The sequence below is a fragment of the Nocardia sp. NPDC058114 genome, assembly GCF_042884695.1.
In the GTDB taxonomy this organism is placed as follows: Bacteria; Actinomycetota; Actinomycetes; order Mycobacteriales; family Mycobacteriaceae; genus Nocardia.
In genome coordinates, this window is the sequence record NZ_JBHVTK010000016.1 from 52,465 (window position 1) to 78,410 (window position 25,946).

At 69.3% G+C, this 25,946-nt stretch carries 22 protein-coding genes; 10 read left to right on the plus strand and 12 right to left on the minus strand.

All coding sequences use genetic code 11. The features are described 5' to 3' along the window. Positions 1 to 23 precede the first annotated feature (23 nt). The 4 genes from ACFVVI_RS33705 to ACFVVI_RS33720 all read right to left on the minus strand — a co-directional run bounded on the left by ACFVVI_RS33705 (position 24) and on the right by ACFVVI_RS33720 (position 4,108). Complete coding sequence (locus ACFVVI_RS33705; RefSeq protein WP_387448816.1) at positions 24 to 464, minus strand: GNAT family N-acetyltransferase; 441 nt, start codon at positions 462 to 464, stop codon at positions 24 to 26. Between the two features lie 109 nt (positions 465 to 573). Then, a complete protein-coding gene (locus ACFVVI_RS33710) occupies positions 574 to 1,500 on the minus strand; it encodes a sucrase ferredoxin (protein WP_387448843.1) in 927 nt (308 codons plus the stop codon). Between the two features lie 94 nt (positions 1,501 to 1,594). Further along, positions 1,595 to 3,166 (minus strand): DNA polymerase Y family protein, encoded by a 1,572-nt coding sequence (locus ACFVVI_RS33715; RefSeq protein ID WP_387448819.1) that lies wholly within the window; start codon positions 3,164 to 3,166, stop codon positions 1,595 to 1,597. Positions 3,167 to 3,367: 201 nt separating this feature from the next. Further along, positions 3,368 to 4,108, minus strand: a complete 741-nt coding sequence (locus tag ACFVVI_RS33720; RefSeq protein ID WP_387448821.1) for a hypothetical protein — start codon at positions 4,106 to 4,108, stop codon at positions 3,368 to 3,370. Between the two features lie 199 nt (positions 4,109 to 4,307). Between ACFVVI_RS33720 and ACFVVI_RS33725 the strand changes: the two genes are divergently transcribed. Beyond that, positions 4,308 to 5,441: a serine/threonine-protein kinase gene (locus ACFVVI_RS33725; RefSeq protein WP_378996856.1), complete on the plus strand. Its 1,134-nt coding sequence runs from the start codon at positions 4,308 to 4,310 to the stop codon at positions 5,439 to 5,441. 9 nt (positions 5,442 to 5,450) lie between these two features. Here the strand turns inward: ACFVVI_RS33725 and ACFVVI_RS33730 are convergent, their stop codons facing one another. Both ACFVVI_RS33730 and ACFVVI_RS33735 read right to left on the minus strand, forming a co-directional pair. Further along, complete coding sequence (locus tag ACFVVI_RS33730; protein WP_378662632.1) at positions 5,451 to 6,086, minus strand: response regulator; 636 nt, start codon at positions 6,084 to 6,086, stop codon at positions 5,451 to 5,453. A gap of 106 nt (positions 6,087 to 6,192) precedes the next feature. After that, the gene (locus ACFVVI_RS33735) at positions 6,193 to 7,530 is read right to left on the minus strand and encodes a PspC domain-containing protein (protein WP_379312785.1); all 1,338 of its coding nucleotides are present in this window, start codon (positions 7,528 to 7,530) and stop codon (positions 6,193 to 6,195) included. A gap of 608 nt (positions 7,531 to 8,138) precedes the next feature. On the opposite strand from ACFVVI_RS33735, the gene ACFVVI_RS33740 reads away from it, so the two are divergent. The 4 genes from ACFVVI_RS33740 to ACFVVI_RS33755 all read left to right on the plus strand — a co-directional run bounded on the left by ACFVVI_RS33740 (position 8,139) and on the right by ACFVVI_RS33755 (position 14,667). After that, complete coding sequence (locus tag ACFVVI_RS33740) at positions 8,139 to 8,768, plus strand: MspA family porin (protein ID WP_378996858.1); 630 nt, start codon at positions 8,139 to 8,141, stop codon at positions 8,766 to 8,768. 85 nt (positions 8,769 to 8,853) lie between these two features. Beyond that, positions 8,854 to 12,672: a hypothetical protein gene (locus ACFVVI_RS33745; RefSeq protein ID WP_387448825.1), complete on the plus strand. Its 3,819-nt coding sequence runs from the start codon at positions 8,854 to 8,856 to the stop codon at positions 12,670 to 12,672. A 65-nt stretch (positions 12,673 to 12,737) separates the two neighbouring features. After that, positions 12,738 to 14,462: a PspC domain-containing protein gene (locus ACFVVI_RS33750; protein WP_387448828.1), complete on the plus strand. Its 1,725-nt coding sequence runs from the start codon at positions 12,738 to 12,740 to the stop codon at positions 14,460 to 14,462. Next, complete coding sequence (locus tag ACFVVI_RS33755; protein ID WP_378996864.1) at positions 14,455 to 14,667, plus strand: hypothetical protein; 213 nt, start codon at positions 14,455 to 14,457, stop codon at positions 14,665 to 14,667. Before ACFVVI_RS33750 ends, ACFVVI_RS33755 begins: the two co-directional genes overlap by 8 nt. A 219-nt stretch (positions 14,668 to 14,886) precedes the next feature. Here the strand turns inward: ACFVVI_RS33755 and guaA are convergent, their stop codons facing one another. Then, positions 14,887 to 16,461, minus strand: coding sequence for a glutamine-hydrolyzing GMP synthase (gene guaA, locus ACFVVI_RS33760; RefSeq protein ID WP_378996866.1), 1,575 nt, complete (start codon positions 16,459 to 16,461; stop codon positions 14,887 to 14,889). 132 nt (positions 16,462 to 16,593) lie between these two features. On the opposite strand from guaA, the gene ACFVVI_RS33765 reads away from it, so the two are divergent. Beyond that, the gene (locus tag ACFVVI_RS33765; protein WP_378996868.1) at positions 16,594 to 17,421 is read left to right on the plus strand and encodes an alpha/beta fold hydrolase; all 828 of its coding nucleotides are present in this window, start codon (positions 16,594 to 16,596) and stop codon (positions 17,419 to 17,421) included. Here ACFVVI_RS33765 and ACFVVI_RS33770 read toward each other — a convergent pair. Then, a complete protein-coding gene (locus tag ACFVVI_RS33770; RefSeq protein ID WP_378996870.1) occupies positions 17,408 to 18,562 on the minus strand; it encodes a GuaB3 family IMP dehydrogenase-related protein in 1,155 nt (384 codons plus the stop codon). The two genes, ACFVVI_RS33765 and ACFVVI_RS33770, sit on opposite strands and share 14 nt — an antisense overlap. Positions 18,563 to 18,830: 268 nt before the next feature. Further along, on the minus strand, positions 18,831 to 20,375 hold the full coding sequence (guaB, locus tag ACFVVI_RS33775; RefSeq protein WP_378635339.1) for an IMP dehydrogenase: 1,545 nt from the start codon (positions 20,373 to 20,375) through the stop codon (positions 18,831 to 18,833). A gap of 221 nt (positions 20,376 to 20,596) precedes the next feature. On the opposite strand from guaB, the gene ACFVVI_RS33780 reads away from it, so the two are divergent. Continuing rightward, positions 20,597 to 21,010, plus strand: a complete 414-nt coding sequence (locus ACFVVI_RS33780; RefSeq protein WP_022567296.1) for a DUF5319 domain-containing protein — start codon at positions 20,597 to 20,599, stop codon at positions 21,008 to 21,010. Positions 21,011 to 21,180: 170 nt separating this feature from the next. Here ACFVVI_RS33780 and ACFVVI_RS33785 read toward each other — a convergent pair whose 3' ends face one another. From ACFVVI_RS33785 to ACFVVI_RS33795, 3 genes are all read right to left on the minus strand, one after another. Next, entirely contained in the window at positions 21,181 to 22,296 is a 1,116-nt protein-coding gene (locus ACFVVI_RS33785) for an anti-sigma-D factor RsdA (protein ID WP_378996930.1), read from the minus strand. After that, positions 22,289 to 22,867 carry a sigma-70 family RNA polymerase sigma factor gene (locus ACFVVI_RS33790; protein ID WP_056818204.1) on the minus strand — a complete coding sequence of 193 codons (579 nt, stop codon included), beginning with the start codon at positions 22,865 to 22,867 and terminating at the stop codon, positions 22,289 to 22,291. The genes ACFVVI_RS33785 and ACFVVI_RS33790 overlap by 8 nt, the downstream gene beginning before the upstream one ends. Before the next feature lie 157 nt (positions 22,868 to 23,024). Continuing rightward, positions 23,025 to 23,849, minus strand: a complete 825-nt coding sequence (locus ACFVVI_RS33795) for a hypothetical protein (RefSeq protein ID WP_387448847.1) — start codon at positions 23,847 to 23,849, stop codon at positions 23,025 to 23,027. A 629-nt stretch (positions 23,850 to 24,478) separates the two neighbouring features. On the opposite strand from ACFVVI_RS33795, the gene ACFVVI_RS33800 reads away from it, so the two are divergent. The 3 genes from ACFVVI_RS33800 to ACFVVI_RS33810 all read left to right on the plus strand — a co-directional run bounded on the left by ACFVVI_RS33800 (position 24,479) and on the right by ACFVVI_RS33810 (position 25,790). After that, complete coding sequence (locus tag ACFVVI_RS33800; RefSeq protein ID WP_022567299.1) at positions 24,479 to 24,772, plus strand: WhiB family transcriptional regulator; 294 nt, start codon at positions 24,479 to 24,481, stop codon at positions 24,770 to 24,772. 147 nt (positions 24,773 to 24,919) lie between these two features. Next, complete coding sequence (locus ACFVVI_RS33805) at positions 24,920 to 25,537, plus strand: sigma-70 family RNA polymerase sigma factor (protein WP_378635331.1); 618 nt, start codon at positions 24,920 to 24,922, stop codon at positions 25,535 to 25,537. A 1-nt stretch (position 25,538) separates the two neighbouring features. Further along, a complete protein-coding gene (locus ACFVVI_RS33810) occupies positions 25,539 to 25,790 on the plus strand; it encodes a hypothetical protein (protein WP_387448837.1) in 252 nt (83 codons plus the stop codon). Positions 25,791 to 25,946 lie beyond the last annotated feature (156 nt).

Here is a 25,946-nt window from a genome sequence, read left to right on the forward strand (position 1 = left end):
AGTGCCGCCGGGTCCGCCACGATTCACTGCAGGTCGAGGGTGAAGTGGTGGGCGGTGATGGTCAGATGACGGCGCATATAGAGACGATGGGCGGCGGCTCGGGTAGGACCGACGCCGGAGTCCAGGTGGACCCCCGTGCACCGCAGACGCCGAGCTTCGGCGGTGACCCAGTCGATCAGGCTGTCGGCATGGCCTCGACCGCGCGCCACGGGAAGGGTGGAGACATCGTCGATGTAGAGGTGGTGGCCCCAGGCGGTGGAGTGGGATTCGCGGAACCCTGCCACCGATAGTGCCGCGGGGGAACCCGTTTCGAAGACCCCGATGAGCCGGTAGCCCGCGGGGCGGAGTTCGTTATCGATGAACTCGATCAGGCGCGATGCCGTCTCCCACCGTGGGCGAAGCTCCAGTAGAGCCGGGCCCGCCAGCCCGGTTTCGTCCTCGCCGATTTCCCGGATGTCGATCATGGAGTCGACGTTAAGCCCGTCGGACGACGTGCGGGAGGGCCACCGCGCCGTAGTTCCAGTAGTCCACTGTGAAGCTTGCCCGGAAGCCGAGTCGTCCGCAGTCGATGAGTCAGCGATCCGTGGGACGTTCGGACTGCGCGCGAGACAGCGCGGGAAGTTGTTCTATCGCAGCGGGTTCCAAGTAGGTGGCCGGTTTGGGGGCGGCACCGCAGCTGGCTTGGCGCGGGGCGGCGGCGACGGTGCGGGCGGTGACGCGCCAGCGGCGGCCGTCGCGGTGAGTGACGATGGCGGCGCCCGCCACGGTCGGGTCGTGCGTGGGGGCCGGGTCGGGCTGGACGGTGAGAGCGGTGGCATCGGCCGGGACCTGCTCGCGCACAGCCACTTCGGCGAGCTGGGAGATCGGGGGATAGCAGCTGCGGCCGCGGAGACCGGTCAGGGAGACCTCGTCGACGTCGGCCGCCGCGAGCATCGCCTTGGCGGCAGTGGCGTCGACGCGGCCGTAGGTGAGGCCGGAGGGAAGCAGGACGACCGCGGGGGCGAAGCGGTGACCACCGGTGTGCGAGGCCTCCCAGACCCGGCCCGGGTAGTCGGCGGCGAGGGCGGCGGCGATCGGGCGGCCCAGCAGGGCACAGCACTGGTCGCGTTTGCCGTGCGCGCAGACCAGGACCACCGGATCGTCCACGCGCACACCGATTCCCGGCGCCGGACCGTCGACGAGATGCAGGTCGATGTCGAAGAGCTGGCGCAAGTCGGTGATCTCGAACCGCTCACACCAGGAGCCCTCCGGCCGCGAACTGACCAGCAGCACAGTGCGGGTACCGGTGAACTCGTTGCGGCCGGGGCGGCGGATCAGCGTCGGCCGGACCTGCGCCGCCGACGTACGCGCCGCGAGTTCGGCGGTGATCTCCGGACCGAGCACTTCGTCACCGATCACATCACCGCCCCACGCACCGGGATGCTCGATACACAGCCATCCGGTGAAATGTCCCGCGGTACCGAGCAGCGGAAGATCGGCAGCGGCCGCCGTACACAGCATGCCCTCGAACGGGTTCACAGCGCTCCTCCCACGACCGAGCCTTCCGGGACCGTCCCGGACAAGCGTCGTTTCACTCTAGAACCGGGGCGGTGGGCTACTCGTAGACGCCCTCGGCGTGCCAGTGCATCGCGTCGTAGACGAGCAGGACGGCGCGGATCTCGGTGGGGTCGGCATCGAGCTGGACTTGGACGCGCACGGCCAGGGAGGTGGGCTCGGCCGTGGACCACCAGCGTTCGGTGATCGGCCAGGGGCCCGCCCAGCCCAGCAGCGCCCACTGCTTGCTGCCCCAGCGCAGACGGGTGGGGACGGCAGTGAACAGGCCGCGATCGGTGACCAGGACGGGGGCGCCGTCGGCGGCGGTCAGGTGCACGACCGGGCGGTGCAGCAGGAGCAGTGTGGGAGCGGGTTCGGGGAGACGACCCGGCCAGGGCTGGGTGGGGTCGGCGGCGGGGGTCAGCTCGTCACCGAGGGCGATCATGGTGATGCGTTCGGCGGGCCCGCGCCCGCCGCTGAGCACGCCGATGCGGACCGCTTCGCCACCGAGCAGCCCCTGCACGCGGACCAGGGCGCGGCGGGCGCGCTCGGTCTCCTCGCCCTCACCACCCCACAGACCGAGTTGCAGCGCACCGGCGGCGACCACCTCGACCGGTTCCAGGGTGAGCGCGACGATCGGGCCGGTGGGGCGGGCGCGGTGGGTGAGCCAGCCGTCGAGTTGCCAGCGGACGCGGTCGGCGGTGTCGGCGGGGGTGAGTGGGCGAGCACAGCGCCAGATCCTGGTGAGCTCCTCACCCGTCTCGGTGCGCGCGGTCACGGCGAGCCGGGTGCACGCCACCCCCGCCGCCGACAGCACCGCGTGCAGCCGGGTGGACAGCTGCCTGCCCGCGAAGGCGGCCGCGTCGACCCGATCGATGGGCGGATCGCAGGCCAGCTCGACGGTCAGTTCCGGAGCGGGCCGGCGTGCCGACGGTGGACGTTCCGGCAGGGCGCGGGCGGTGCGATGGGCGAGCACGGCGTCGGCGCCGAACCGGGAGGCCACTTCGGCGGGAGACAGGCGCGCGAAGTCGCCGATGCGGCGCAAACCCAAGCGGCGCAGCAGGTCGACCAGCTCCGCGCGCTGTGGTGCGGCCAGGCTCGGCTCCACCGCCAGCTCCGCGACCGGGAGCCCAGCGAGGTACTCCGCGCCCTCCCCCGGCGCCACGATCGCCCCGCGCCGTGCCGCGATCACCGCTGTCGACATGGCATCGGCGATCCCGATCTGCGCCTCGGCTCCCGCCACGGCGACCGCGTCGATCAACCGCACCACCGCGGCCTCCTCGGAGCCGAAATACCGTGCGGCACCGCGTGCCCCGAGCACGATGAGCCCGGGCCGCAACACCTCGACGCCGGGCACCGTCTCGTCGACAGCGCCGACCACCGGCTCGAACAACCGCGCATCGCGATCCGGATCATCCTGCACGACAACAAGTTCCGGGCAACATCCCTGCGCATCCCGCCGTCGCATCCCCCGCCGCACACCCTCGGCCCGCGCGATCGCCGAACACGCCACCACCGAACTTCCCCGCAACACCGCGATCGGTCGCTCCGCCGACACCCCCTCCGCCGCGGCCGCCGCCACCGCGGGCCAGTCCAGGCACCACACCGCGAGCACCCGCTCAACGCGCGTCACGACGACGCCACCGATCCACACGCCACGCCACGTCCGAACGAGCCACCCACCACGAATGCGGTAGGCGATCGGTAACCGCAACGGCGTGCCGAGAGCGACTCGGGAACGAACGGGAGACCCGCGGCGATCGTCCGGGCGGCCGCCGGACAGCCGGTGGATCCCCTCACGCCCATCGGCCGGAACCTGACAACGGCCCGGCGGTCATGAGACCGCCTCGTGTAGCGCGGTGACTTCCGGTGCACCGCTGACGGTTTCGCGGGGCAGCCATTCGGTGCGGCCGACCTGGGCGCACAGGTCCATACGGCCGTGGCGGGTCTGGCCGGCCTTGGCGCTCACGCGCACGTCGAGGCAGACCGAGCGCAAGCGGCCGCGACCGGGGCCGAGGCCGCGGTACCCGGTGACGCGGGAGTCCAGGCGCAGAGTCGGGTTGGCCCATTCGCCCGCGACCACCAGGGTGGCACCGCGATTGCGGGCGCGGGCGGCGAGGACGCGGCAGCGCGACGGAGGAACAGCGAGGCCACCGAGGCCGAGGACTACCAGGTCGAGGCCGTCGAGCAGGACCGCGGCCACTTCGGCGGGGTCGGGGCCGGGGTCGGTGATCACCGCCAACCGGGACAGCTCGGCACCCATCTCGGCAGCGGCCAGCAAACCGAGCCGGGGCAGGCCGACGACCGCGGCGTGGCCGCCGTTCCCGGTAACCGCGGCGAGCATCCCCGTCAGCAGGGAGTGTGCGCCGGTGTAGGCGACGACCGCGCCTTTCGGCAGCCCACCATCGGGCAACAGATCGGCGAGTGGGGGCGGAACAGGCAGCAGATCTCGGCGTAGCGGCTGCTCACGTGGCATATGCCCGGTCGCGGACTCACCACGGCCCGGGACTGCGGCCATCCGCCTGCGCAGCTCGTCGATCATGCCCGCATCGGGCGACAACGCTTCCGAACCCATCAACACCACCTACTTCCACGATGGACCCGCGAGCGGAAAACCGCCCTGCACCGAAACGGCAGCACCGTTTCAGCTATCGATCGTATTCGAATATACGTTCGATAGCGACCAGCGTGACACCCACCCCCACCCCGTGTCCACCGCGCAGCACCCCGGAGATCCCGGCCAGTCAGCGCCATATTCGGCTACCCTCGCACCCGTGACCGAACGTGCTCGTCCCCATATCGGCCCCGACTACCTGGTCGCGGGTCGCTACCGCCTGCAGTCCAAGCTGGGCGGGGGTGGCATGGGTGCGGTCTGGCTCGCGACCGATCGGTTGCTGAACCGGGAAGTCGCGATCAAGCAGGTGCTGTCCACCGCGGGACTGAGCGCGGCCGAGGCCGAGCGAATCCGCAGCAGCATCGTGCACGAGGGCCGGGTGGCCGCCAAGCTGTCGCACATCCACGCCGTGGCCGTGCACGACGTGGTGATCGAGGCGGGCGAGCCGTGGCTCGTCATGGAGTACTTACCCTCGCGCAGCGTGGCCAAGGCGCTCGCGCTGGTCGACACGCTGCCCGCGGTCGAGGTCGCCCAGATCGGCGCGCAGGTCGCCGACGCGCTGGCCGCCGCGCACGCTGCGGGCATCGTGCACCGCGATATCAAGCCGGGCAACATCCTCGTCGCCGACCGCGGCAACAGTGTGGGCCTGGCCAAACTCAGCGACTTCGGCATCTCGCGCGGCGCCGGCGACACCCAGGGTGACGAACCTGACGGTGTGATCACCGGCACCCCCGCCTACCTGCCGCCCGAGGTCGCGCGCGGCGCCCGGCCCACCGAGGCCAGCGACGTGTTCTCCCTCGGCGCCACCCTCTACACCGCACTCGAAGGCCAGCCACCGTTCGGTTTCGACTCCGACGAGCACGACGTCGTCGCCGCGGCCGCGATGGGCCGGATCATCCCGCCCACCCGCAGCGGCATCCTCACCCAGCCGCTGCTGCACATGCTCGAGCCCGCGCCGCAGCGCCGCCCCACCATGGCCGAGGCCCGCGACGAAATCCTCACCGCCGCCTTCGGACCCGGCACCGGCGCCTACATCCTCGGTGTGCCGCTGCGCACCGAGGACGGCACCATCCCGGCCTGGTCCACCCGTAACTCCGCCAGCGGCCTGCGTAGCCACAATTCCTCCCCCCTCCCGCGCCCGCACCGCGCGCCGGTGGGCGCCACCGCCGCCGCACCCCAGCAGCGCACCGGCAGCTTCGTCGACAACCTCCCCAACGGCGCCCCCCTCGCCATCGGCGCGGGCGTGCTGATCGGCCTGATCATCCTGATCGCGATCATCATCGCCGTGATGTAGAGCCGAGCTTCACTCGATGCGGCGTCGATGCGCCCATCGAGTCAGCGCGTTCCGGTTCGACTGTTGCGTCTTACGAAGCACATTCGACGCGTGCGTCTCCACGGTCTTCACCGAGATGAACAAGGATTCGGCGATCTCCCGATAGGTGTATCCACGCGCCAGCAAGCGCAGCACCTCCAGCTCGCGCGGGGTGAGTGAATCCAATTCGGGATCGAGCGGCGGCTCGGGGACCGGCGAGCGCCCGGTGAACGAATCGAGCACGAACCCGGCCAGCCGCGGACTGAACACCGCGTCCCCACCCGCGACCCGGCGGATACCGTCGGCCAGCTCGGCACCGGAAATCGTCTTGGTGACGTACCCGCGCGCCCCCGCCCGGATCACCGCGATCACATCCTCGGCCGCGTCGGACACACTCAACGCCAAACACACCGGCCCCGTGGCGATCCCGCTCAGCACCGCCACTCCACCACCGTCGGGCATGTGGACGTCGAGCAGCACCACGTCCGGCTTCGTGGCATCGATCCCGGCGATCGCCTCGGCCACCGCCCCGGCCTCACCGACGACCTCCATGTCGGTCTCCCGGCTCAGCTCGGCTCGCACCCCCGACCGGAAAACCGCGTGATCGTCGACCAGGAACACCCGCACACTCACTACCAGACTCCTCATTCGAACCGCTCGATCGACCTGCTGTCATCGGTACCACACCGCGGCGTCCGGGCGCCGAGATCGGCCCGGGTCGGTGCGATCGCGCTCAGTGATCGGCCGGATGGTCCCGCGTCGGCGCGTGGTCATCCGGGCCTGCGGTGGTCGGCGCGTCGTCGCTCGCGACCTCGTCCGGCTCGGAGGTCCCGGAGTCGGTGCGCGGCATGACGATCCGCACCTCCGTGCCACGCCCGAGGGTCGAGTCGATCACGGCGGTACCGCCGCGGCGCTCGATTCTGGCACAGATCGACTTGGCCACCCCGCGCCGATCGGCAGGCACCGCCGACACGTCGAAACCGGCGCCACGGTCGCGCACGAAGATGCTCACCTGGTGGGGTTCGGTCTCGGCGAACAGGTCGATCTCGGGGACCTCGGCGTGCTTGGCGGCGTTGACCAGCGCCTCACGGGTGGCGCCGAGCAGGGCGGTGAAATGCTCCTTGGGCAGGCCCGCGCCGGTGTCGCCGGGGTCCATCGCCACATCGCCGACGGTGACCGGGGTGACCTTCACACCGTGCTGGTCCTCCACCTCGCCCGCGATGGTGCGCAGCGCGGTGGCCAGGCTCGACTGGGCGGGTGCGGTGTCGTCGAAGAGCCACTTGCGCAGTTCACGCTCCTGACTGCGGGCCAGGCGAAGCACCTCCTGCGGATCCTCGGCCTGGCGCTGGATCAGCGCGAGCGTCTGCAATACCGAATCGTGCAGGTGCGAGGCGATCTCCTCGCGTTCCTCGTTGCGGATGCGGGCGCCGCGCTCGGCATTGAGCGCGCGGACCATGCGCAGCCACAGCGGCACCGTCAGCAGACCCGCGCCGACCAGGGTGACCGCCACCGCGATCAGCGCCGACCCGAGCGAACTGAGATCGATCCTGGCCAGCACCACCACACCGAGCCCGACCACGATCAGCGTCGCCCCGGCCACGATGCGCGACCAGGTGACCACCGAGGGTCGCGCGGGCAGCCCGAACAGGGCCCGCGGCCCCGGCGCGGCGACATCGTATTCGCGCCACACCAGCGCGGCGCCGACCGCCACCACCACGATCGGCGCGATCACCTTCGCCGCGGTCCCCTGGAACAACCACCCCACCGTCACCGCGAGTCCGAGCCCGAGCAGGGCGAGCCCGATCGCCTGCCTGCGCTCGTCACCGGTCGGTTTCGCCGCGTCCGCGCCACCGGGAGTGAAGATCCACAGCAGCCCGTACGCCACCAGTCCCGCGCCGACCAGCGCGGACAGCAAGACGAACGCCAGCCGCACCTTGATCACGTCGACACCGAGATGGTCGGCCAGACCACCCGCGACTCCACCCACCACCCGCCCACCACTGCGACGGACCAGGCGCGGGGTCTCCGGCATCGGCGCACCCACCGGCTCGGGGCCGGGGACGGGCAGCATGGGCCGATAGCCGCGCGGCACGCCATAACCCTGCGGATACTGGGCGTAACCCGGCGCGCTCCGATACTGCGGCGGCGGCGCGTAGTGCTGCGGCGGCCCATAGACCACCGGCTCACCCCCGAACGAGCGCTCTACGAAACCACGCGGCCGGTGCCAACCGAACCGCGGATTCGCCGCTGCGCCCGGGCCGTCGGAAGGCCCGTGGGTGGCGTTGTTCCCGGCGGCGGCGCCGGGCCCGGACGGGGTCGCGGACCCCTGGGCGGCAGTGCGGGCGGAAACAGACGGATCCATGCTCTCGATACTGGCACGCGCGACGGGGTGTCGACATCAGGAAAGTCCCTGATCTCGTCCCCGATGTCGGCGATCCGCCGCTGACCTGCGCGGCGAGCTGTCCGGTCCGGACAGAAATTACGCTCTACCTGGGTATATGTCCGATCCGGTGCCGGACCGCGACGCCGGTGCCGGACCGCCGGACCGGAAACCTGAACCCAGGGTCCTCAGCAGGTCTTTTAAGCCGATGCGCGGTCGCGCCGAAAGCCCGGCCGCACAGGCTCTTCCTACGTTGATGGCAGGCCGGAACTGCGGCCGCCGCTTCAGGGGAGGAACAAGTGAACATCATCACCACCGTGCTGGGTGCCGCCGCTATCGGACTGAGCACCCTCGGGATGACACCGATCGCATCGGCTACACCGATGGCACCGCACGAGACGACCTATCACGGGCCCGCCGGCTTCGAACTCACCCTCGGCCATACCGAGGAGTCCTACCGGCTGGTCCCGCCGCTCAACGCGATGCCGACCAATCGCGAGGTGTTCCTCGACAACACCGCCTACGTCACCGCACCGCTCGGCGCGACCGGTGAGGTCACCTCCGGCTATCTCGTCGCCTGCGCGGTGGACCTGACGCTGTCGGTCGGGCTCGACGGTGGCGTCTCGGTCGGCGCGGAAGCCGGCATCGGGTTCGGCTCGTCCGGTCCGGATGTGTCCGCCGATATCGGCCCGTCGATCTCGGCCGGTGTCGATCTGAGCCTGTCGCTCGCGCCGGGCGAGATCAAGAAGATCGATGTGGGATCGATGTCGCTCGGTTCGGGCACCACCTATCTGGTGAACCGTGACTTCCATCTGATGGTGGGCAACTGCGGTGGACCGCTCAACGTCTACTCGTGGGCGACGGTCACCGCCGGCACCGGACAGGTGAAGGCGACGAACTCGATCTTCGGCGACACCATGTTCCTGTGATCCGCACCGGGGCCCGGCGAGTCGCCGGGTCCCGGTCGATCCGAATAGCATGACCCTCGGTCGTTTTCATCGAACGGGGGGTTCATTGACCATCAATGACGCGCAGAGTTCTTCGCCACGTGCGATTTTCGCGCAGCGGTTCGCCGAACTCTATGCCGTGGCAGGCAATCCGACCTTGCGCCGGGTCGCCTCGGCCACCGAGCGTCGCATGCGCGGCACCCAGGCCGGCACGCCGTCGCCGCAGCGGATCAGCGACTGGAAGGCCGGGCGCAATGTGCCCGCTCGCTTCGAATCGCTGCTGCCGGTGGTCCTCACGCTCGTCGAGCTGACCGAGAAGTCTCAACGCGACCTACCGCGCGGCCTGGCCGACCCGCACGAATGGCGACGCCTGTGGCAGGAGTCGGTCACCTGGACAGCGGCCGCCACCGACGGCGACGCCTGCCCCTACCCCGGCCTGCGCGCCTATCTCCCCGAGGAGCACACCTTGTTCTTCGGACGTGAGCAGGCCACCACCGAATTCGTCGACCTGGTGCGCGCCACCACCGGCGTCGTCGTCCTGATCGGCGCGTCGGGGGCGGGCAAGTCCTCGCTGCTGGCGGCGGGTCTTCGACCTACGATCGACCTACCCGCCGCGACCATGACACCGGGAGCGACGCCGACCGCCGGACTCGCGGCGACACTGACCGACGGCCTTCGGGTCCTGATCGTCGACCAGTTCGAGGAACTGTTCACCCTGTGCCAGGACGAAGCCGAACGTTCGGCGTTCCTGTCCGCGCTCGCCGACCTACCCGATTCGGTGACGGTCGTTCTGGCGCTGCGTGCCGACTTCTACGAACAATGCCTGCACTATCCGATAGTGCGGAACAGCCTGCAGCGCAACAGCTACCTGCTCGGCGCGATGTCCATGGACGAGGTCTCGCACGCGATCACCGGACCGGCGGCCGCCGCCGGGCTCACCCTGGAGCCAGGTCTGGAAGAGCTGGTACTCACCGAACTGCGCGGGCTCGGCGGGCACCTCAGCGCCGACGGCTACGACCCAGGGGCGCTGCCACTGCTCTCACACGTGATGGCCGCGACCTGGCAGCAGCGCGAGGGTCGCAAACTCACCGTCGCCGGCTACCGCAAAGCGGGCGGTGTCGCCGGCTCGGTCGCCGAGACCGCCGAACTCGCCTGGAGCGAGCTCACTCCGGGGCAGCAGAGCGCCGCTCAGGAGTTGCTCGGCTCGCTTGTCACCGTCGGACAGGACGGGCGTGACACCCGGCGAACGGTAGACCGTGCCGAATTGCTCGGCCGCAGCGGCGATCCCGATGCCTCAGCGGAAGCGCTCGAAGTCCTCGCGACCAGCAGACTGATCGCCCTCGACGCGGGCTCGGTGCAGTTCTCCCATGAGATCGTGCTGACCGCGTGGCCCCGGCTACGCGGCTGGATCGATACGGACCGGGTCGGGCACCTGGTCCGACAGCGGCTCGAACACGATGCGACCGAGTGGGAGTCGGCGAGACATGATTCGGCGCTGCTGTATCGCGGTACCCGACTCGACAACGCGAACGAGCACACCGGCGGCGCCCCCCTCAGTCCGCGTGTACGCGCCTTCCTCCAAGCTTCGCGGCGAGCGGCACGCAATGGCGGCCGCTGGCGGATCGTGGCGGTCGCCGTCGTGATCGCCCTGCTCGCCACCGGTGTCATCGCCGTCGACCGCAGCAGGCTCGCCGATCAGCGGGCACTGGACCGCGACTACGCCGAACTGGTGGCCGCGGCCCACCGGACCAGAAGCAGCGACCCGTCGATCTCGGCGCAATTCCTGCTGGCCGCGTATCGAATCCGGCCTGACATCGCGACGCGCACCCAGCTGTTGAACAGCCAGGATTCACCCCTGGCCGTCAGCGTGCCCGCCCACCAGCGCGGCGTCTCCACGCTGGCTCATCGCGCGGCCGACGCACTACTGGTGTCGATCGACTACGCCGGCGACACCGCCTTCTGGGATCTGCGCGATCCCGCACGGCCACGCCGGCTCACCACCTCACTCGGAACGCGGACCGACCACCTCGAATTCATCCCGGGTAGCACCGACGCGGTCACCCTCGGCAATTCCGGTACCCAGCTGTGGGACCTCGCTCGCCCCGAGTCTCCCCGTCTGATCCACACCTTCGACACCCTGCGAAGCGACACACTCACCGTCGATCCGAGCGGAACGCGACTCGCCGAAATCGACGCCTCGACGCTTACCCTCTGGGACATCCGCGATCGGTCACGACCTGTGCGCACCTTCACCCGTCCGCTCTCCGGTGACAACCATTCCGTCGAATTCGGCCCCGGCGGCACGCTGCTAGCCGTCGGGTCCGCCACCTTCGACACCGGCGTCCCCGATTTCGTGCAGTTGTGGGATACCGCCGCTGCGCGTCCCATCGGGCCGCCGATCGCCACATCCGGCACCGACGTCCTCCAAGCGGTCGCCCTCAGCCCGGACGGCACCCGCCTGGCTATCGGCACGCACGGCGTGAAGCACACCAGCAGCGCACCGTCGAGTCAGTTCGAACTCTGGGACATCACTGATCCGCACCACCCGCACACGTTCGGCGCCTCGACTCGTGTCGACAACGACGTGCTGGCCTCGATCGCTTTCCACCAGGACGGGCACCTCCTCGCCACCGGCTCCGACGAGGCCGCGCGGCTGTGGAACATCACCGACCCGGCCCAACCCGTGCAAGCGGGCCCGGCCCTGTCGGTGAGCCCGGCCGCCTGCCCACAGGCCAGGGTCTCCCTGTGCAGCGGCGGACCGACGTCGATGTTCTTCCTCCCGGGCGAACCGATACTCATCGGAGCGGGGCACGACGGCCTGCTGCGCACCTGGACACTGCCCCGATCGACGATCGACGTGTTTCCCCGGCTGCCCTCGGGTCCGGTGTTCGATCGAGCAGGAGATCGGATGGCCATGGTGACCCGGACCGGCGACGTGACGATCTGGGACACCACCGACCCGCGCCGCCCGACCCGGCTGACCACGGTCCCGAACGTGCTGGCGCTGTCGAACCCGGTGCTGAGTCCGGACGGACGCACGCTGAGCCTGCACGACCAGGTCGGCAAGCGCCGGATCGTCTTCGACCTCGACGATCCGCGTCATCCACGACAACTGCCCAGCTGGCCGACCGGCGAGGCCGAGAGCTCGACTGTCAACGGCAACCGGATGCTGCTGACCTTCACCGACTCGGTCCACATGTGGGACGTCACCGACCGCAGCGCGCCGAAGCCTCTCGGGTCGCCGATCACCGCGAGTTTCGGAAAGCTCGTCGGTGACGCCTTCAGCCTCGACGGCAGCCTGGTCGAAGTGATGCTCGTCGACCACCGCAGCGACTGGCAGCACTACACCCGCCAGATCTGGAATCTGGACGACCCGGTGCATCCTCGTCTGATCGCCGAGACCGACGTGGAACTCAGCACCGTCGTACAACCGTCCCAGTTCCTGCCCGACAACCGGACTCTCGCCGTCACCAAAGACGATCGCTTCGGCCTGTGGGACACCGACACACCCGAGGTCTTCACCCCGCTCGTCGACGCGGTCCGCACCGAAGTCGGGCCGCTCAGCTGGATATCCACATCGGCGGACGGCACCGAGCTGGCCGTGTCGAGCGACGACGGCACGACCGGCCTGTGGAATCTCGACGACCCCCGCGCGCCGCGCAAATACATCGGCCCGCTCGGCCCCGCCGACGGCCGCGACCGGCAGGTGGTCCTGCACCCACGCGGTGAACAGCTCGTGATCGTCACCGACAACGGCCAGCTCGGCGTGTGGGACCTCGACACCGAGACCGTCGCCGCCCGGATCTGCGCGTCCACCGGCCGACTCACCGAAGCCGTCTGGCGCGGGCAGGTCGCGAACGTCGCCTACCGCTCCCCCTGTCCCTGAACCCGGGCAATTATCAGGGTTACCCCCGATGTGCGGAAGGGGCGGCTCGGCACACCATGGATGGCATGAGCAGAACGAGCTTCGCCGACCAGGTTCACCAGATGTGGCAGACGCGGCCCGTCCGGCTGCCTCGGCAAGGGCCGATCGCCGGCGTGGCGGCGGGGTTCGGGTTGCGGTACGGGGTGGATCCGGTGCTCGTGCGGGTGGCCTTCGTGGTATCGACGATCTTCGGCGGGGCCGGGATCGTGCTGTACCTGCTGGCCTGGCTGGTGCTGGGGTCGGCGGGCAACGAGATGTCGGCGGCGCAGGCCCTGTCGGCCCACGATCGAGGTTCGCATTCGCAGACCAAGACGATCGTGTTGATCGTCGCGCTGGCTATCGCCGTGTCGACCATGGGGCCGATCGGGCTGGGAATGGGCGGGTCCGGGGTGGTCAGCATGGGGCTGATGCTCGCAGGCTGGTGGATGCTGTATCTGCGGCATCCGGAGCTGCCCGCGGGATTCGACGCCTACCGCGCTCCGCTCGGCACGACGGGCTACCCGGGCGCGGGCTACCCGACCGGGGTCCCGGTGCGCGGCTACCCGTACAACCCGGAGGTGCCGCCGACGGGGATGTACACGCCCTACACGAAACTCCCCGATACCTACGTTCCCGATCCGGCACTCGCCCGCGAGGAAACCCGCACGGCCACCGCCGAATCCGCGCCGCTGCTGCGGGTCGACGCGACCGACACGGTCGTCCTGCACAAGGACATCGACGAATCGGGCAGCGCTGCTGTGGATTCCGTCGAGACCACCCGGATCACCGTGACACCGGCCTCCAGCGAACCCGGACACGAGGATCCGGACAACCGCGAGGTCGCCGCGGACGCGTCGACTCCGCTCGCCGTGTCGGATACGAGCGAGCAGGCGGCCGATTCGGTTCCACCCGTCGATCTCGACAAGCGGGCGGACAGCCCGACAACCGAGGTCGTCGAGCCGGCCGGCACCGACGAGAGCATGCGGCCCGCCGAACAACCACAGGCGAACGAAACCGGCGCCACCGCCGTCCTGCGCAAGGACGTCCCCGGAACCATCGCTCCCGCACCCGAGCCCCCGCGGATCAACGCGCAGGTGCCCAACGGCTGGGACCCGCTCGCTGTCGCCCCCCTCGCCTGGGAACTCCCGGAAGCGGCACCCCGCTACGCACCGGTCGCGCCACCGGCACCGAAACGTCCACGCTCCCGGCTGACCCCGGTCACCATCGGCCTGGCGATCCTGGCCGCGGCGCTGGCGGGTGCGGCAGCCGCATCGGGCGTCGAATGGATGACCCCCGCACGGATCGCGGCCTTCGCCTTGGCCGTAGTCGGACTCGGCCTCGTCGTCGGCGCGTTCCTGCGGCGCGGGTACGGGCTGCTGATCCTCACCGCCCCGCTGGCCGGGTTCGTGGTGCTGGCCTCCCTGATCGGGCCGATCGACTTCAGCGAAACCGCCGTCGGCGACCGTGTCTGGGCGCCGACCTCGGTCACCGAGTTGCAGCCCCGCTACGCCCTCGACATCGGTTCGGGCACGCTGGACCTGCGCGGACTGAACCTCACCGAGTCACGCAGCGTCGAAGTCGCGGTGAACATCGGTGACGCGAAAGTGCAACTGCCCGAAGGGATGACGGTGAACACGACGTGTGACATCCGAGTGGCCGATTCCAACTCGACCTGCAAAGACGGACTGAGCGGGCCGAACACCCCCGGCGCACCGGTCCTCGACCTGCACGTCAAGATGCACCTGGGTGACGCGGTGGTGACCCGTGGCTGATCCGACCGGCACCGAGCCCGCCCGCCGACCCGCCTTCACCCTGCTGACCATCGGCCTGATCGCACTGGCCGTGAGCGTCTGGGCACTGCTGGGCGCACCCACCCCCGACGACGGCGGGATCCTGCCCATCGGCTGGGGCGTGGTGATCGCGGCCATCGTCATCGGCCTGCTGCTCACGCTGACCCCCAGCCGTAAACACCACTGACCGAAGACAACTCAGGCAACAGCAATGGCCCGTCATCACGACGGGCCATTGCTGTTGACGGGACCAGTTGAAAGACAAGGGCAATGGACGAATCCGAGAAGAGACCGCAAACCCCACTGGCGAAGGTCCTGCCGCCGGTCACCCACCGGCCATACGCCGGCGGCTTCCTCCTGGGCAGGCTCCTGCTCACCCAGGCGGCGCCGCCGCGGCCGGCCTAGTTCACTCCCACTCGATGGTGCCCGGCGGCTTGCTCGTCACGTCGAGGACCACGCGGTTGACCTCGGCCACCTCGTTGGTGATGCGCGTCGAGATCCTTTCCAGCACGTCGTAGGGCAGCCGGGTCCAGTCCGCGGTCATCGCGTCCTCGCTCGACACCGGACGCAGCACGATCGGGTGACCGTAGGTGCGGCCGTCGCCCTGCACACCGACCGAACGCACGTCGGCCAGCAGCACGACCGGGCACTGCCAGATCTGCTTGTCCAGGCCGGCCGCGGTGAGCTCCTCGCGGGCGATGGCGTCGGCCTGGCGGAGCAGATCGAGCCGGTCGGCGGTCACCTCGCCGACGATGCGGATCGCGAGGCCGGGGCCCGGGAACGGCTGGCGTGCAACGATTTCCTCGGGCAGCCCGAGTTCACGGCCGACCGCGCGGACCTCGTCCTTGAACAGCAGGCGCAGCGGCTCGACCAGATCGAACTCGAGGTCGTCGGGCAGGCCACCGACATTGTGGTGGCTCTTGATGTTCGCGGTGCCGGTGCCGCCGCCGGATTCGACGACGTCCGGGTACAGGGTGCCCTGGACCAGGAATTCGACCTTCGGTGCGGCACCCGCGGCAGCGCCCTCCTCGAGCACGATGCCCGCGACCGCGTCCTCGAAGGAGCGGATGAACTCGCGGCCGATGATCTTGCGCTTCTCCTCGGGATCGGAGACGCCCTTCAGCTCGCCGAGGAACTTGTCCACCGCGTCGACGGTCACCAGCTTGGCGCCGGTCGCGGCGACGAAGTCCTGCTGGACCTGCTCGCGCTCGCCGGCCCGCAGCAGACCGTGGTCGACGAACACACAGGTGAGCCGGTCGCCGATCGCGCGCTGCACCAGCGCGGCCGCCACGGCGGAGTCGACACCGCCGGACAGGCCACAGATGGCGTGCCCGTCACCGATCTGCTCGCGCACGCTCTCGATCAGCGACTCGGCGATATTGGCCGGGGTCCACTGCGCGGGGATGCCCGCGAGCTCGTGCAGGAAGCGGCTGAGCACCTGCTGGCCGTGCGGGGAGTGCAGCACCTCGGGGTGATACTGCACGCCGGCCAGGCGCCGCGCACGGTCCTCGAACGCGGCCACGGGGGCGCCCGCGGTGGTACCGGTGACCTCGAAGCCCTCGGGGGCGTCGGTCACCGCGTCACCGTGCGACATCCACACCGGCTGGATGGTCGGCAGGCCGCCGTGCAGCACACCGCCGTCGATGTTCAGCTCGGTGCGACCGTATTCGCGGGTGCCGGTTTCCGATACGGTGCCGCCGAGCGCCTGTGCCATGGCCTGGAAGCCGTAGCAGATGCCGAACACGGGCACGCCGAGATCGAACAGCCGCGCGTCGAGTTGCGGTGCGCCCTCGGCATACACACTCGACGGACCACCGGACAGGATCACGGCCAGCGGCTGCTTGTCGGCGATCTCTTCCACGGTCATCGTGTGAGGAATCACCTCGGAGAACACCCGTGACTCACGCACCCGTCGGGCGATCAGCTGGGCGTACTGCGCGCCGAAGTCGACGACGAGGACCGGTCTCTGAGTATCTGCCACCGCCACAGTTTAGTGACGGGGTGCGACGAGCAAGCAGCGGGCATCGCCGGAGGCCGGACTCGCCGTAGTGACTGTGCACGACGCGCCCCCATTCTTGGGCGTGGCGCGGCGGCTCTGGCTATCCTCGTGCTCGTGCCATTCGCCCGCGCGATCGATGCCGACATCTACTACGAGGACAGCGGTGGCACCGGTCCGGTGGTGTTGCTCGCCCACGAATTCTTCATGGATCGCACGATGTTCGCCTCGCAGCAGGCCGCGCTCGCACCCGAATTCCGGATCGTCGCCTGGGACGCGCGCGGTCACGGCCGCACCAGAGACCAGCGGTTGCCCTTCACCTACTGGACCGCGGCCAGGGACGCGCTGACGGTGCTCGACTCGATCGGCGTCGAACGCGCGATCGTCGGCGGGACGGCGCAAGGGGGCTTCACAGCATTGCGGACCGCGTTGGTCGCACCCGAACGGGTCGCCGCGCTGATCTTGATCAGCACCGAGGCGCACGGGCCGACCCTCGACCAGTCGACCGCCACCCAGCGATTCCTCGACGAGTGGCACGACCGCAGCTCCCGCGAGGAAGCCGCGGGCCGACTGGCCGACTGGCTCATCGGCGACGACACCTGGTACCGCGACATCTGGACCCGCCGCTGGGTCGGCGACGCCCACAGCGGGCTCGACGCCGCCGTCGGCTGCCTACTCGGACGCGACTCGGTACTCGACCGACTACGCGAGATCACCTGCCCGGCACTGATCATCCACGCCACGCAGAGCGGCATCGCGGGCGACCGGGCCCGCACGCTGGCGGACGGGCTCACCGCCTCCACCTTCGTGGAGATCGATGGCGCCCGTCTCGCCGTCACGATGACGCACCCGGAACCGGTCAATACCGCGATCTCCCGGTTCCTGCGGGATCGGGTCTCACTGACCCACGTTCGTCAGCGCGGGCGGCCTGTCAGCGGACGCTGAGCCCGACCTTCTGGAATTCCTTGAGGTCGGAGTAGCCGGCCTTGGCCATCGAACGGCGAAGGCCACCGACCAGGTTCAGCGAGCCGAACGGGTCGTCGGAGGGGCCGTAGAGCACGCGCTCGAGGCTCGGACGGGCCGCCGCGCCGTCGGGGCCGTCCAGCCAGGCCTCGTCGACCGGCAGGAACGAACCGCGCGGCACCGAGGGGTGCGCGGTCGCCGAGGGCCAGTACCACCCGCGACCGGGCGCCTCCGCCGACGCCGACAGCGGCACACCGAGCATCACAGCGTCGGCGCCACAGGCGATGGCCTTGGCCAGCTGACCCGAGGTGGCCACGTCACCGTCGGCGATGACGTGTACGTACCGGCCGCCGGTCTCGTCGAGGTAATCGCGACGGGCCGCGGCCGCGTCGGCGATCGCGGTCGCCATCGGCACGCCGATGCCGAGCACCTCGCCGGTGGTGGTGGCACCCGGGAACGAGCCGTAGCCGACGATGACACCCGCCGCGCCGGTGCGCATCAGGTGCAGCGCGGTGCGGTGATCGCTCACGCCACCGGCCACGACCGGCACATCCAGCTCGGCGATGAAGGTCTTGAGGTTGAGCGGCTCCTCGCCACCCACGTGCTCGGCGGAGATGATGGTGCCCTGCACGACCAGCAGGTCGATACCGGCCTGGAGCAGCGCCGGGGTCAGCGCGCGGGCGTTCTGCGGGCTCACGCGCACCGAGGTGGTCACCCCGGCCGCCCGGACCTGCGCGACAGCGGCGGCCAGCAGGTCGGGCTGCATCGGCGCGGCGTGCAATTCCTGCAGCAGCGAGATGGCCTTTTCGTAACCCCCCTTGTCGACCAGATCGAGCAGCTGGTCGATCTTGGCCTGCACGTCGGCGTGGCGGGCCCAGAGGCCTTCACCGTTGATCACACCGAGGCCACCCTGGCGCCCGAGCTCGATCGCGAACTCGGGCGAGACCAGCGCGTCGGTGGGGTGCGCGAGCACCGGGATCTCGAAACGGTAGGCATCGAGCTGCCACGCCAGCGAGACCAGCTTCGACGAACGCGTCCGCCGCGAGGGCACGATATCGACGTCGTCGAGCTCATAGGTCCGACGAGCGACCCGTCCCATACCGATTTCGACCATGTCACGCACAGTTGCTCCTGTGTTTTTGGAGCGCTGGCGCGCTCGAGTTCGCGGCCACCACGGGCCGCCGGTCAGGCACCGCCGCTTGCTCCTTCGTCGCCTACGCGGCGGCGCCTGGCCGGCGACCCGGCCGCGAACCGCCGCTGCGCGGCGGACCCTCCTCGAGGTCGGGTCGTGCGGGGCCGGGAGTGCCGGTAGACGGCGGACTCGGAGCCTGCCTGCATTGCCCTTGTGCGCCGGGAGCGTACCTCCCGGCGCACAAACGCATCTATTGTACTCAGCCGCGCCCGGTGTAGTTCGGGGCCTCGACGGTCATCGTGATGTCGTGCGGGTGGCTCTCCTTGAGGCCCGCCGCGGTGATCTGCACGAACTGCGCGCCCTGGAGGTGCTCGATGTTCTGCGAACCGGTGTAGCCCATCGCGGCACGCAGGCCGCCGACGAGCTGGTGGATCACCTGGTTGACCGGGCCGCGGAACGGAACGCGGCCTTCGATGCCCTCGGGGACGAGCTTGTCCTCGGCGAGCACGTCGTCCTGGAAGTAGCGGTCCTTGGAGTACGACTTGGCCTGGCCGCGGCCCTGCATCGCACCGAGCGAGCCCATGCCACGGTAGGCCTTGAACTGCTTGCCGTTCACCAGCACCAGGTCGCCGGGCGACTCGGCGGTGCCCGCGAGCAGCGAGCCGAGCATCACCGTGGACGCACCCGCGGCGATCGCCTTGGCGACGTCGCCGGAGTACTGCACGCCACCGTCGGCGATCACCGGCACGCCTGCGGCCTTGCACGCGGCAACGGCTTCGAGGATCGCGGTGATCTGCGGCGCGCCGACACCGGCGACCACACGAGTGGTGCAGATGGAGCCGGGGCCCACACCCACCTTCACCGCGTCGACGCCCGCCTCGACGAGCGCGGCGGCACCGGCACGCGTGGCGACATTGCCGCCGACGATCTGGATCCGGTCACCGACCTCGGCCTTGACCTTGGCGACCATCTGCAGCACCTGCGACTGGTGGCCGTGCGCGGTGTCGACGATCAGCACGTCGACCCCGGCGTCGGCCAGCGTCATGGCCCGCGACCAGGAATCCTCACCGACACCGATCGCGGCGCCCACCAGCAGGCGGCCGTCGCGGTCCTTGGTGGCGTTGGGGTACTGATCGGTCTTGACGAAGTCCTTGACCGTGATCAGCCCGCGCAGCCTGCCGTTGCCGTCGACGATCGGTAGCTTCTCGATCTTGTGGCGACGCAGCAGCCCCAGCGCGGCCTCGGCGGTGACACCCTCACGGGCGGTGATCAGCGGCGCCTTGGTCATCACCTCGTCCACGCGGCGGTCCTGATCGACCTCGAAGCGCATGTCGCGGTTGGTGATGATGCCCACCAGCGCGCCGGTCTCGTCGACCACCGGCAGACCCGAGATGCGGAAGCGGGCGCACATGGCGTCGACCTCGGCGAGGGTATCGGTGGGACGACAGGTGACCGGGTCGGTCACCATGCCCGCCTCGGAGCGCTTCACCGTCTCCACCTGGGCGGCCTGATCGGCGGCCGAGAGGTTGCGGTGCAGCACACCCATACCGCCCGCACGCGCCATGGCGATGGCCATGCGCGCCTCGGTGACGGTGTCCATGGCCGAGCTCACCAGCGGCGTGCGCAGGGTGATGTCCCTGGTCAGCTTGCTGGAAGTCTCGACCGAGCTGGGGATGAGATCCGAGGCGGCAGGCAGCAACAGCACGTCGTCGAACGTGAGGCCGAGCATGGCGATCTTGGTCGGATCGTCGCCCCCCGTAGGAGGGCGCACCGCGATTCGTTCGCCCGACACGGGATTACTCATTCGGATCGACCCCTCCTGGTCGTCATAGCTACCGACGCGGTAGACACAGTGCGTCGGTGCTCGAGCGGAAAAAACTTTCGGATGGTCGGCTGGAACAAAGTCGCCGACGCCTGTATTCCATGGTATCCGGCGCCCGGAGACGCCTGTGAAGTGAGCCCTTCCGCAAAACTTGCCCGGTGCATCGCTGGCGCGATGCACCAAGTACTGCGTACCGTGGGGATGTGCGTGACCATCTACCACCTGGCCTGCCGCCGGATCCCTTCGCCGGAGACCCCTCCGACCCGTCCGCCGCGCTCGATGCGATCGAGCCCGGTGAGCCGTTGGATCCTCATGAGCGCCTCGCGGTCGAGGAAGATCTCGCAGACCTCGCCGTATACGAAGCCCTGCTGGCCCACCGCGGTATCCGCGGTCTGGTCGTCAGCTGTGAGGATTGTCGGCAAGATCACTACCACGACTGGGACATGCTGCGGGCGAACCTCCTACAGCTACTGGTCGACGGCACTGTCCGTCCACACGAACCCGCCTACGACCCCACCCCCGAGGCTTACGTCACGTGGGACTACTGCCGCGGCTACGCGGACGCGTCGATGAACGAGGCGTTCCACGGCGACGGGTTCGACGGGTTCGACAACTGAGCTCCCCGCCGACTCGGCACAGCTGAGTCCGTCGCGGCGCCTGCCCTCCTCCACTCTCGGTCACGCGTGCGTGGGGGGAATACGCGGGCCCACACCGGAAATGCCCCAGCACAAGACGAAGGCCCCGAACCTGTTCGGGGCCTTCGTCTTTAGTTCAATTCATCGTGCTGCTACGGCGAGGGCACCGCGGGCGGCGACTGCAGGATGGTCGCCGGCGGAGGCACCTGCTGCGTGGGCGGCAAGCTCGGCAGCGGTGCGGACGTCGGGACCACCGTCGTCGGCACAGTGACGACCGGCGGTGATTCGACGATGGTGGTGGGTGGTGTGGTCGGGTCGACAGTCACCGGCGGGGTCACCGGCGGTTGTGTCGGCTCGACCGGCGGCTGCGACGGCTCGACCGGAACCAGCGGCTTGGTTTCCGGGCCAGGGCCCGGGCCCGGGGTCTGCATGATGACCGGCGGCGGTGTCGACGGATCGGTGGTACCCGCTCCTGGAGCGGTTGGCGCCACCGGCGCGGTGGTACCCGGATTCGTCGTCGGCGGGACCTGAACGGGCGAGCTGGGCTTGGTCGGCGCGGTGGTGGTCGGCGGCAGTTGCGCGCCGATCTCCGGGGCGACCTTGATCAGCTGATCTCGCAGCAGGTTCCAGCGCGCGATCAGATCGTCACGCTTGGCCGGATCGTCGACCTGGCCCGCGTTGGCCGAAGCCTGTTCCAGCCTGGCCTTCGCCTGTTCCGGATTGCCCGAGGTGAGCAGGTTCTGTGCGGCCAGCAGATCTTCGTCGGCGTACTGTACGACGGTGGACTGTGCCTGCTCGCTGAACACGACCTCCTTGACCCGCCACAGCGGATCGCCGGGAGCCGCGCTGTAAGCGAAGGCCGTGATACCGCCGAACACCAGCGCCAGTGCCGCCGCTGCCCCGAAAATCGGGCGGACCAGTCGTAGACGTCCGCGCGAGGAAGCTCCGACTCGAACCTGCCGCGCGCCGATCTCCTGATTGACGGCCGCGAACACGGTGTCGAGATCAGGGCCCGCGGGCATCGGCTCGGCCAGTAGGTCGGCCCGCCAATCCGCGAGTAACGACGCCAGCTGGAACTCTTCGGGACTGTCGGTGCGGACCGGACCATCGCTCGCGATCGCGTCGATCAGCGCATCATCGCTGCGCACCGCCGCAATGTCGACCGGTCCGGAGTCACCGGCATCCTCGGCGGCGTAGGGACCGCTGTCGTGCGATCCGCGCTGCCAAACTTTCCGGTCGCCTAGACCGCGCTCGCCATCCCTAGCCATACATTTCACCTGCCCTCGCCACTTGTGACTTCAGTTTCGCGAGTGCCCTGTGCTGGGCAACCCGTATCGCCCCCGCCGTGCTGCCCACGGCGACTGCGGTTTCCTCTGCTGACAGACCCATGACCAAACGCAGGATCAGGATTTCTCGATGCTTCTCGGGGAGCGTGGCCAGCAGAGTGTTCATCTGCCTGCTCGTCTCCGAGTCGAGAGCCCGCTGTTCCGGCCCGTGGTCGGTGGATATGACATCTGGTACTTCGGCCATCGCCTCCGCCTTGTTACGGGCGGCGTTGCGATGGGCGTCGGCGACCTTGTGCGAAGCGATTCCGTACACGAAGGCCATGAAGGGCCGACCCTGATCCTGATAGCGGGGCAGGGCGGTCATCACAGCCAAACAGACCTCTTGCGCAACATCGTCCGCGGAGAGCTGTCCGCGCTCCGCGGCTCCGATCCTGGCCCTGCAGTAGCGAACCACCAAGGGACGGACCAGTTCCAATACCCGAGCTAAAGCGGTCCTGTCGCCCTGCGCAGCCGCAGCGACGGCGAGGTCCAACTCTTCGCCCATATGCGTCATCGTCAGAGATTTTCCTGGCGTTACGAGTGGCGCGGTCGAATGTGACCGAGCTTCCACCGAAATGGCGGAACGGCACTAACAATAGCGACCCCCGGATCGGCCGCCAGCGGGCGTGGCCGCTTCTAACCGTGCTCTCAGAAAGATCATCCGGAGCGAATCAGGCACCCAGCGTGGCGATGTCCCCACCCCAGGCCCGTAGACGGGCGCCATGATCTGCGGCTTCGCCCGCCGCGGCGCGCGCCGGAGCCGGTTCGGCGACTCCCGAGCGCAGCATCGCGGTGGCCCAGCGCAGTGGGAGAAGGCCGTTTTCGCGGCAGTCCGCGTCGACTCGCACGGCCAGTTCGGCGGACCCGGAGAGGTCGCCTGTGGCGGCTGTCGCGGCCGCCACGAGCAGCGCCGATTTCACCTGGTGACGCACAGAGGGAAGCGCCCCGGCGAGTTCGACCGCCGCGACCGCGTCGCGGAGCGCTGCGTCCGCTTCACCGGCGGCGAGCGCGGTCTCGGCGCGCACCCAGTGCCAGCGCACCTCGGCTCGCGGAGGTGCCGCGGCGAGCAGTGGCCGCACCCGGCCGAGCAGTGTGCGGGCCAGCGCGAGTCGACCGGTGCCGAGGGCATCGGCGGCCAGGCCCGTATACGCGTCGGCGAGCGCCTCGGCGCGCGACGCTCCGGTAGCGCCGAGTGCGATCGCCGCGGCGCGACCGTCGAACGCTGCCGCACCCGCGTGATCGCCGAGCTGGCGCAGCAGCGATCCACGGGTGCTCTCGACGAGGGATCTCAGGCCGGGATCGGTCGCGGTTCTGGCCGATATCAGCAGGTCGGCACGGGCGGCGGCATAGCGGCCCTGGCCGCCGAGCGCGACCGCGCGGTACCACCGCGACAACGGGTCCGCCGGCTCCGGCAACTCCGTAGCGGCCAGGCCGGGAGTGGGCCCGAAAGCAGTCGAAACGAGTATTTCGGAACCGATATCCGCGGGTGAGGCCATTGTCTGCACGACGAGACTCTAGCCGCCACCCGCCCCGGGCAGCGCCCATGTTATGGATCGACGAGGGGCAATCAGCAAACAATCAGCATTTCGCTCGAGTGTCGATGTTGCCATCAGGTAAATCTCCGCTCCCCGATGCCACTACCGGAAAGTCTCGAATTCACATGCGTTTCGCGCAATTAACCTTCACGCCCCGTTTTCGCCATCTGCACGCAGTCCGGGCGCGGAGGCCGTTGTGATCCAGCACACCCAGCCACCCTGGCCGTCACCGGCACGAACCAGGCCCCGACCGGCGCGACCTGGGAAAATATGGGATGTCTCGGAAACGCGAAGACACCCGATCCATAGCCAACCAAACAGTATGGAGGGATCGGGTGTGAAATGTAAATAGTGAGTAGGTTAAATTTCAGCGTTGCAGATTTACTGAACTCATGCGCCGAACTATTGACGGAAATTCCCGCCTGCACCTAACGTAGCTCATCGCCACGGTTGGCGCCGCGCGAAATCGCAGCGACCTCCGAGCGGCACCGTCAGGCACCGTCGAGCCGGCCACCCCCACCGGGTGGCGCGAAGACCTGCCGCACCACTCGCTCGACAACGCTGACGAGCTCGCGCCTCAAGGAGTTCACATGCCCATGCCCACCCACCTTCCCGGACCGAACGCCGATGTCTGGGACTGGCAGATGCGCGGCTCGTGCCGCGGTCAGGACTCCGCGGTCTTCTTCCACCCCGACGGCGAACGCGGCCGCGCCCGCACAGCGCGCGAGATGCGCGCCAAGGAGATCTGCCGGGCCTGCCCCGTGCTGATGCAATGCCGCACCCATGCCCTCAAGGTCAGCGAGCCCTATGGCATCTGGGGCGGCATGTCCGAGACCGAACGCGAGATGCACGCCCGCCGCAACCGGCGACGGATGGCCGTCTGAGGTCAACCGGACCCGTCTGGCCGGGTTGGCAAATCTGTTCCAATCCGCTGGCCGTGGCGCGCCGAATCTCTAGCAAACAGCTGGCACCCGAATAAAGGGCACCCCCGGTCGCGAGGAGGTCATAGCCTCGGGCTACATTCGTGACCGATGACACAGAATGGGTTCCGAAGCGAAGCCTTTCCACCGAGCGTGGATTCTGCGGTTACCGCACGCGCGGCCGAAGGAGTCGAGCTAGCTGCACTGCTGGAACGATGCGGTCTGTCCGACCAGCAGGCCTTTGCCGAGCTGTACGACCGAACGTCCGCGCGCGTTTTCGGCCTGGTCCTGCGGGTGCTCCACGACCCCGGGTACGCGGAGGAGACCACTCAGGAGGTCTATCTCCAGATCTGGCGTACCGCTACGAGTTTCGACCCCGCCAAGGGGTCGGCGGTGACCTGGCTGATGACGTTGGCACACCGGCGCGCGGTCGACCGGGTTCGCGCCGAGCAAGCCCACACCCAGCGCGAGGTCGCGTACGGGATACGGGTGCTCGGACACGAATTCGACGAGGTCACCGAGGAGGTGGAACGCAGACTAGAACAACAGGCCGTCCAGCGCGGACTCTCGACCCTCACCGAGACCCAGCGCGAGGCGATCTCGCTCGCCTACTACGGCGGGCGGACCTACGCGGAGGTAGCGACATACCTCGGCATCGGGTTACCGACCGTTAAGTCCCGAATTCGGGACGGATTGACACGACTGAAGAAAAGTTTGGGGGTGACGTGAGATGAACGAAGCCCAGATCGATCTCGCGCACACCGTCGCGCTCGGATTGATCGACGACGAAGACCATCACGCGATCCAGACCATCATCGATACCGAAGACTCCATCCTGTGTACGCAGTTCCTGCGAGAGGTTCGCGATACCCGCGAAGCTCTCGCCCAGCTCGCGTCCACAACCCCCACCCCACCGCCACCGTCCCTGCGCGCCCGTTTACTGGCCGCACTGAACGCCGAAGATCCCCCGGTAGCCAGCTAACCCACACCGCCCAAACCCCAGACCCGCCATGACCGCACTCCCACACACCACCTGCGACCCCTAGGGAGCAGCGGCCACGAAGTGGCCGGTCGCGGCCGGGCCGCCGGTTAGCCGCCGGGGCGTAGGCGACGAAGGAGCAAGCCCCGGTGGCTAACC

Excerpts from the sequence above, each read along its gene's own strand:
- ACFVVI_RS33795 (WP_387448847.1), bottom strand. The coding sequence starts at position 23,849 with ATGGCCTCACCCGCGGATATCGGTTCCGAAATACTCGTTTCGACTGCT.
- ACFVVI_RS33810 (WP_387448837.1), top strand. The coding sequence starts at position 25,539 with ATGAACGAAGCCCAGATCGATCTCGCGCACACCGTCGCGCTCGGATTG.
- ACFVVI_RS33710 (WP_387448843.1), bottom strand. The coding sequence starts at position 1,500 with ATGCTGTGTACGGCGGCCGCTGCCGATCTTCCGCTGCTCGGTACCGCG.
- ACFVVI_RS33735 (WP_379312785.1), bottom strand. The coding sequence starts at position 7,530 with ATGCTGCCCGTCCCCGGCCCCGAGCCGGTGGGTGCGCCGATGCCGGAG.
- ACFVVI_RS33705 (WP_387448816.1), bottom strand. The coding sequence starts at position 464 with ATGATCGACATCCGGGAAATCGGCGAGGACGAAACCGGGCTGGCGGGC.
- ACFVVI_RS33720 (WP_387448821.1), bottom strand. The coding sequence starts at position 4,108 with ATGGGTTCGGAAGCGTTGTCGCCCGATGCGGGCATGATCGACGAGCTG.
- guaB (WP_378635339.1), bottom strand. The coding sequence starts at position 20,375 with ATGAGTAATCCCGTGTCGGGCGAACGAATCGCGGTGCGCCCTCCTACG.
- ACFVVI_RS33800 (WP_022567299.1), top strand. The coding sequence starts at position 24,479 with ATGCCCATGCCCACCCACCTTCCCGGACCGAACGCCGATGTCTGGGAC.
- ACFVVI_RS33790 (WP_056818204.1), bottom strand. The coding sequence starts at position 22,867 with ATGACGCATATGGGCGAAGAGTTGGACCTCGCCGTCGCTGCGGCTGCG.
- ACFVVI_RS33805 (WP_378635331.1), top strand. The coding sequence starts at position 24,920 with ATGACACAGAATGGGTTCCGAAGCGAAGCCTTTCCACCGAGCGTGGAT.
- ACFVVI_RS33785 (WP_378996930.1), bottom strand. The coding sequence starts at position 22,296 with ATGGCTAGGGATGGCGAGCGCGGTCTAGGCGACCGGAAAGTTTGGCAG.
- ACFVVI_RS33750 (WP_387448828.1), top strand. The coding sequence starts at position 12,738 with ATGAGCAGAACGAGCTTCGCCGACCAGGTTCACCAGATGTGGCAGACG.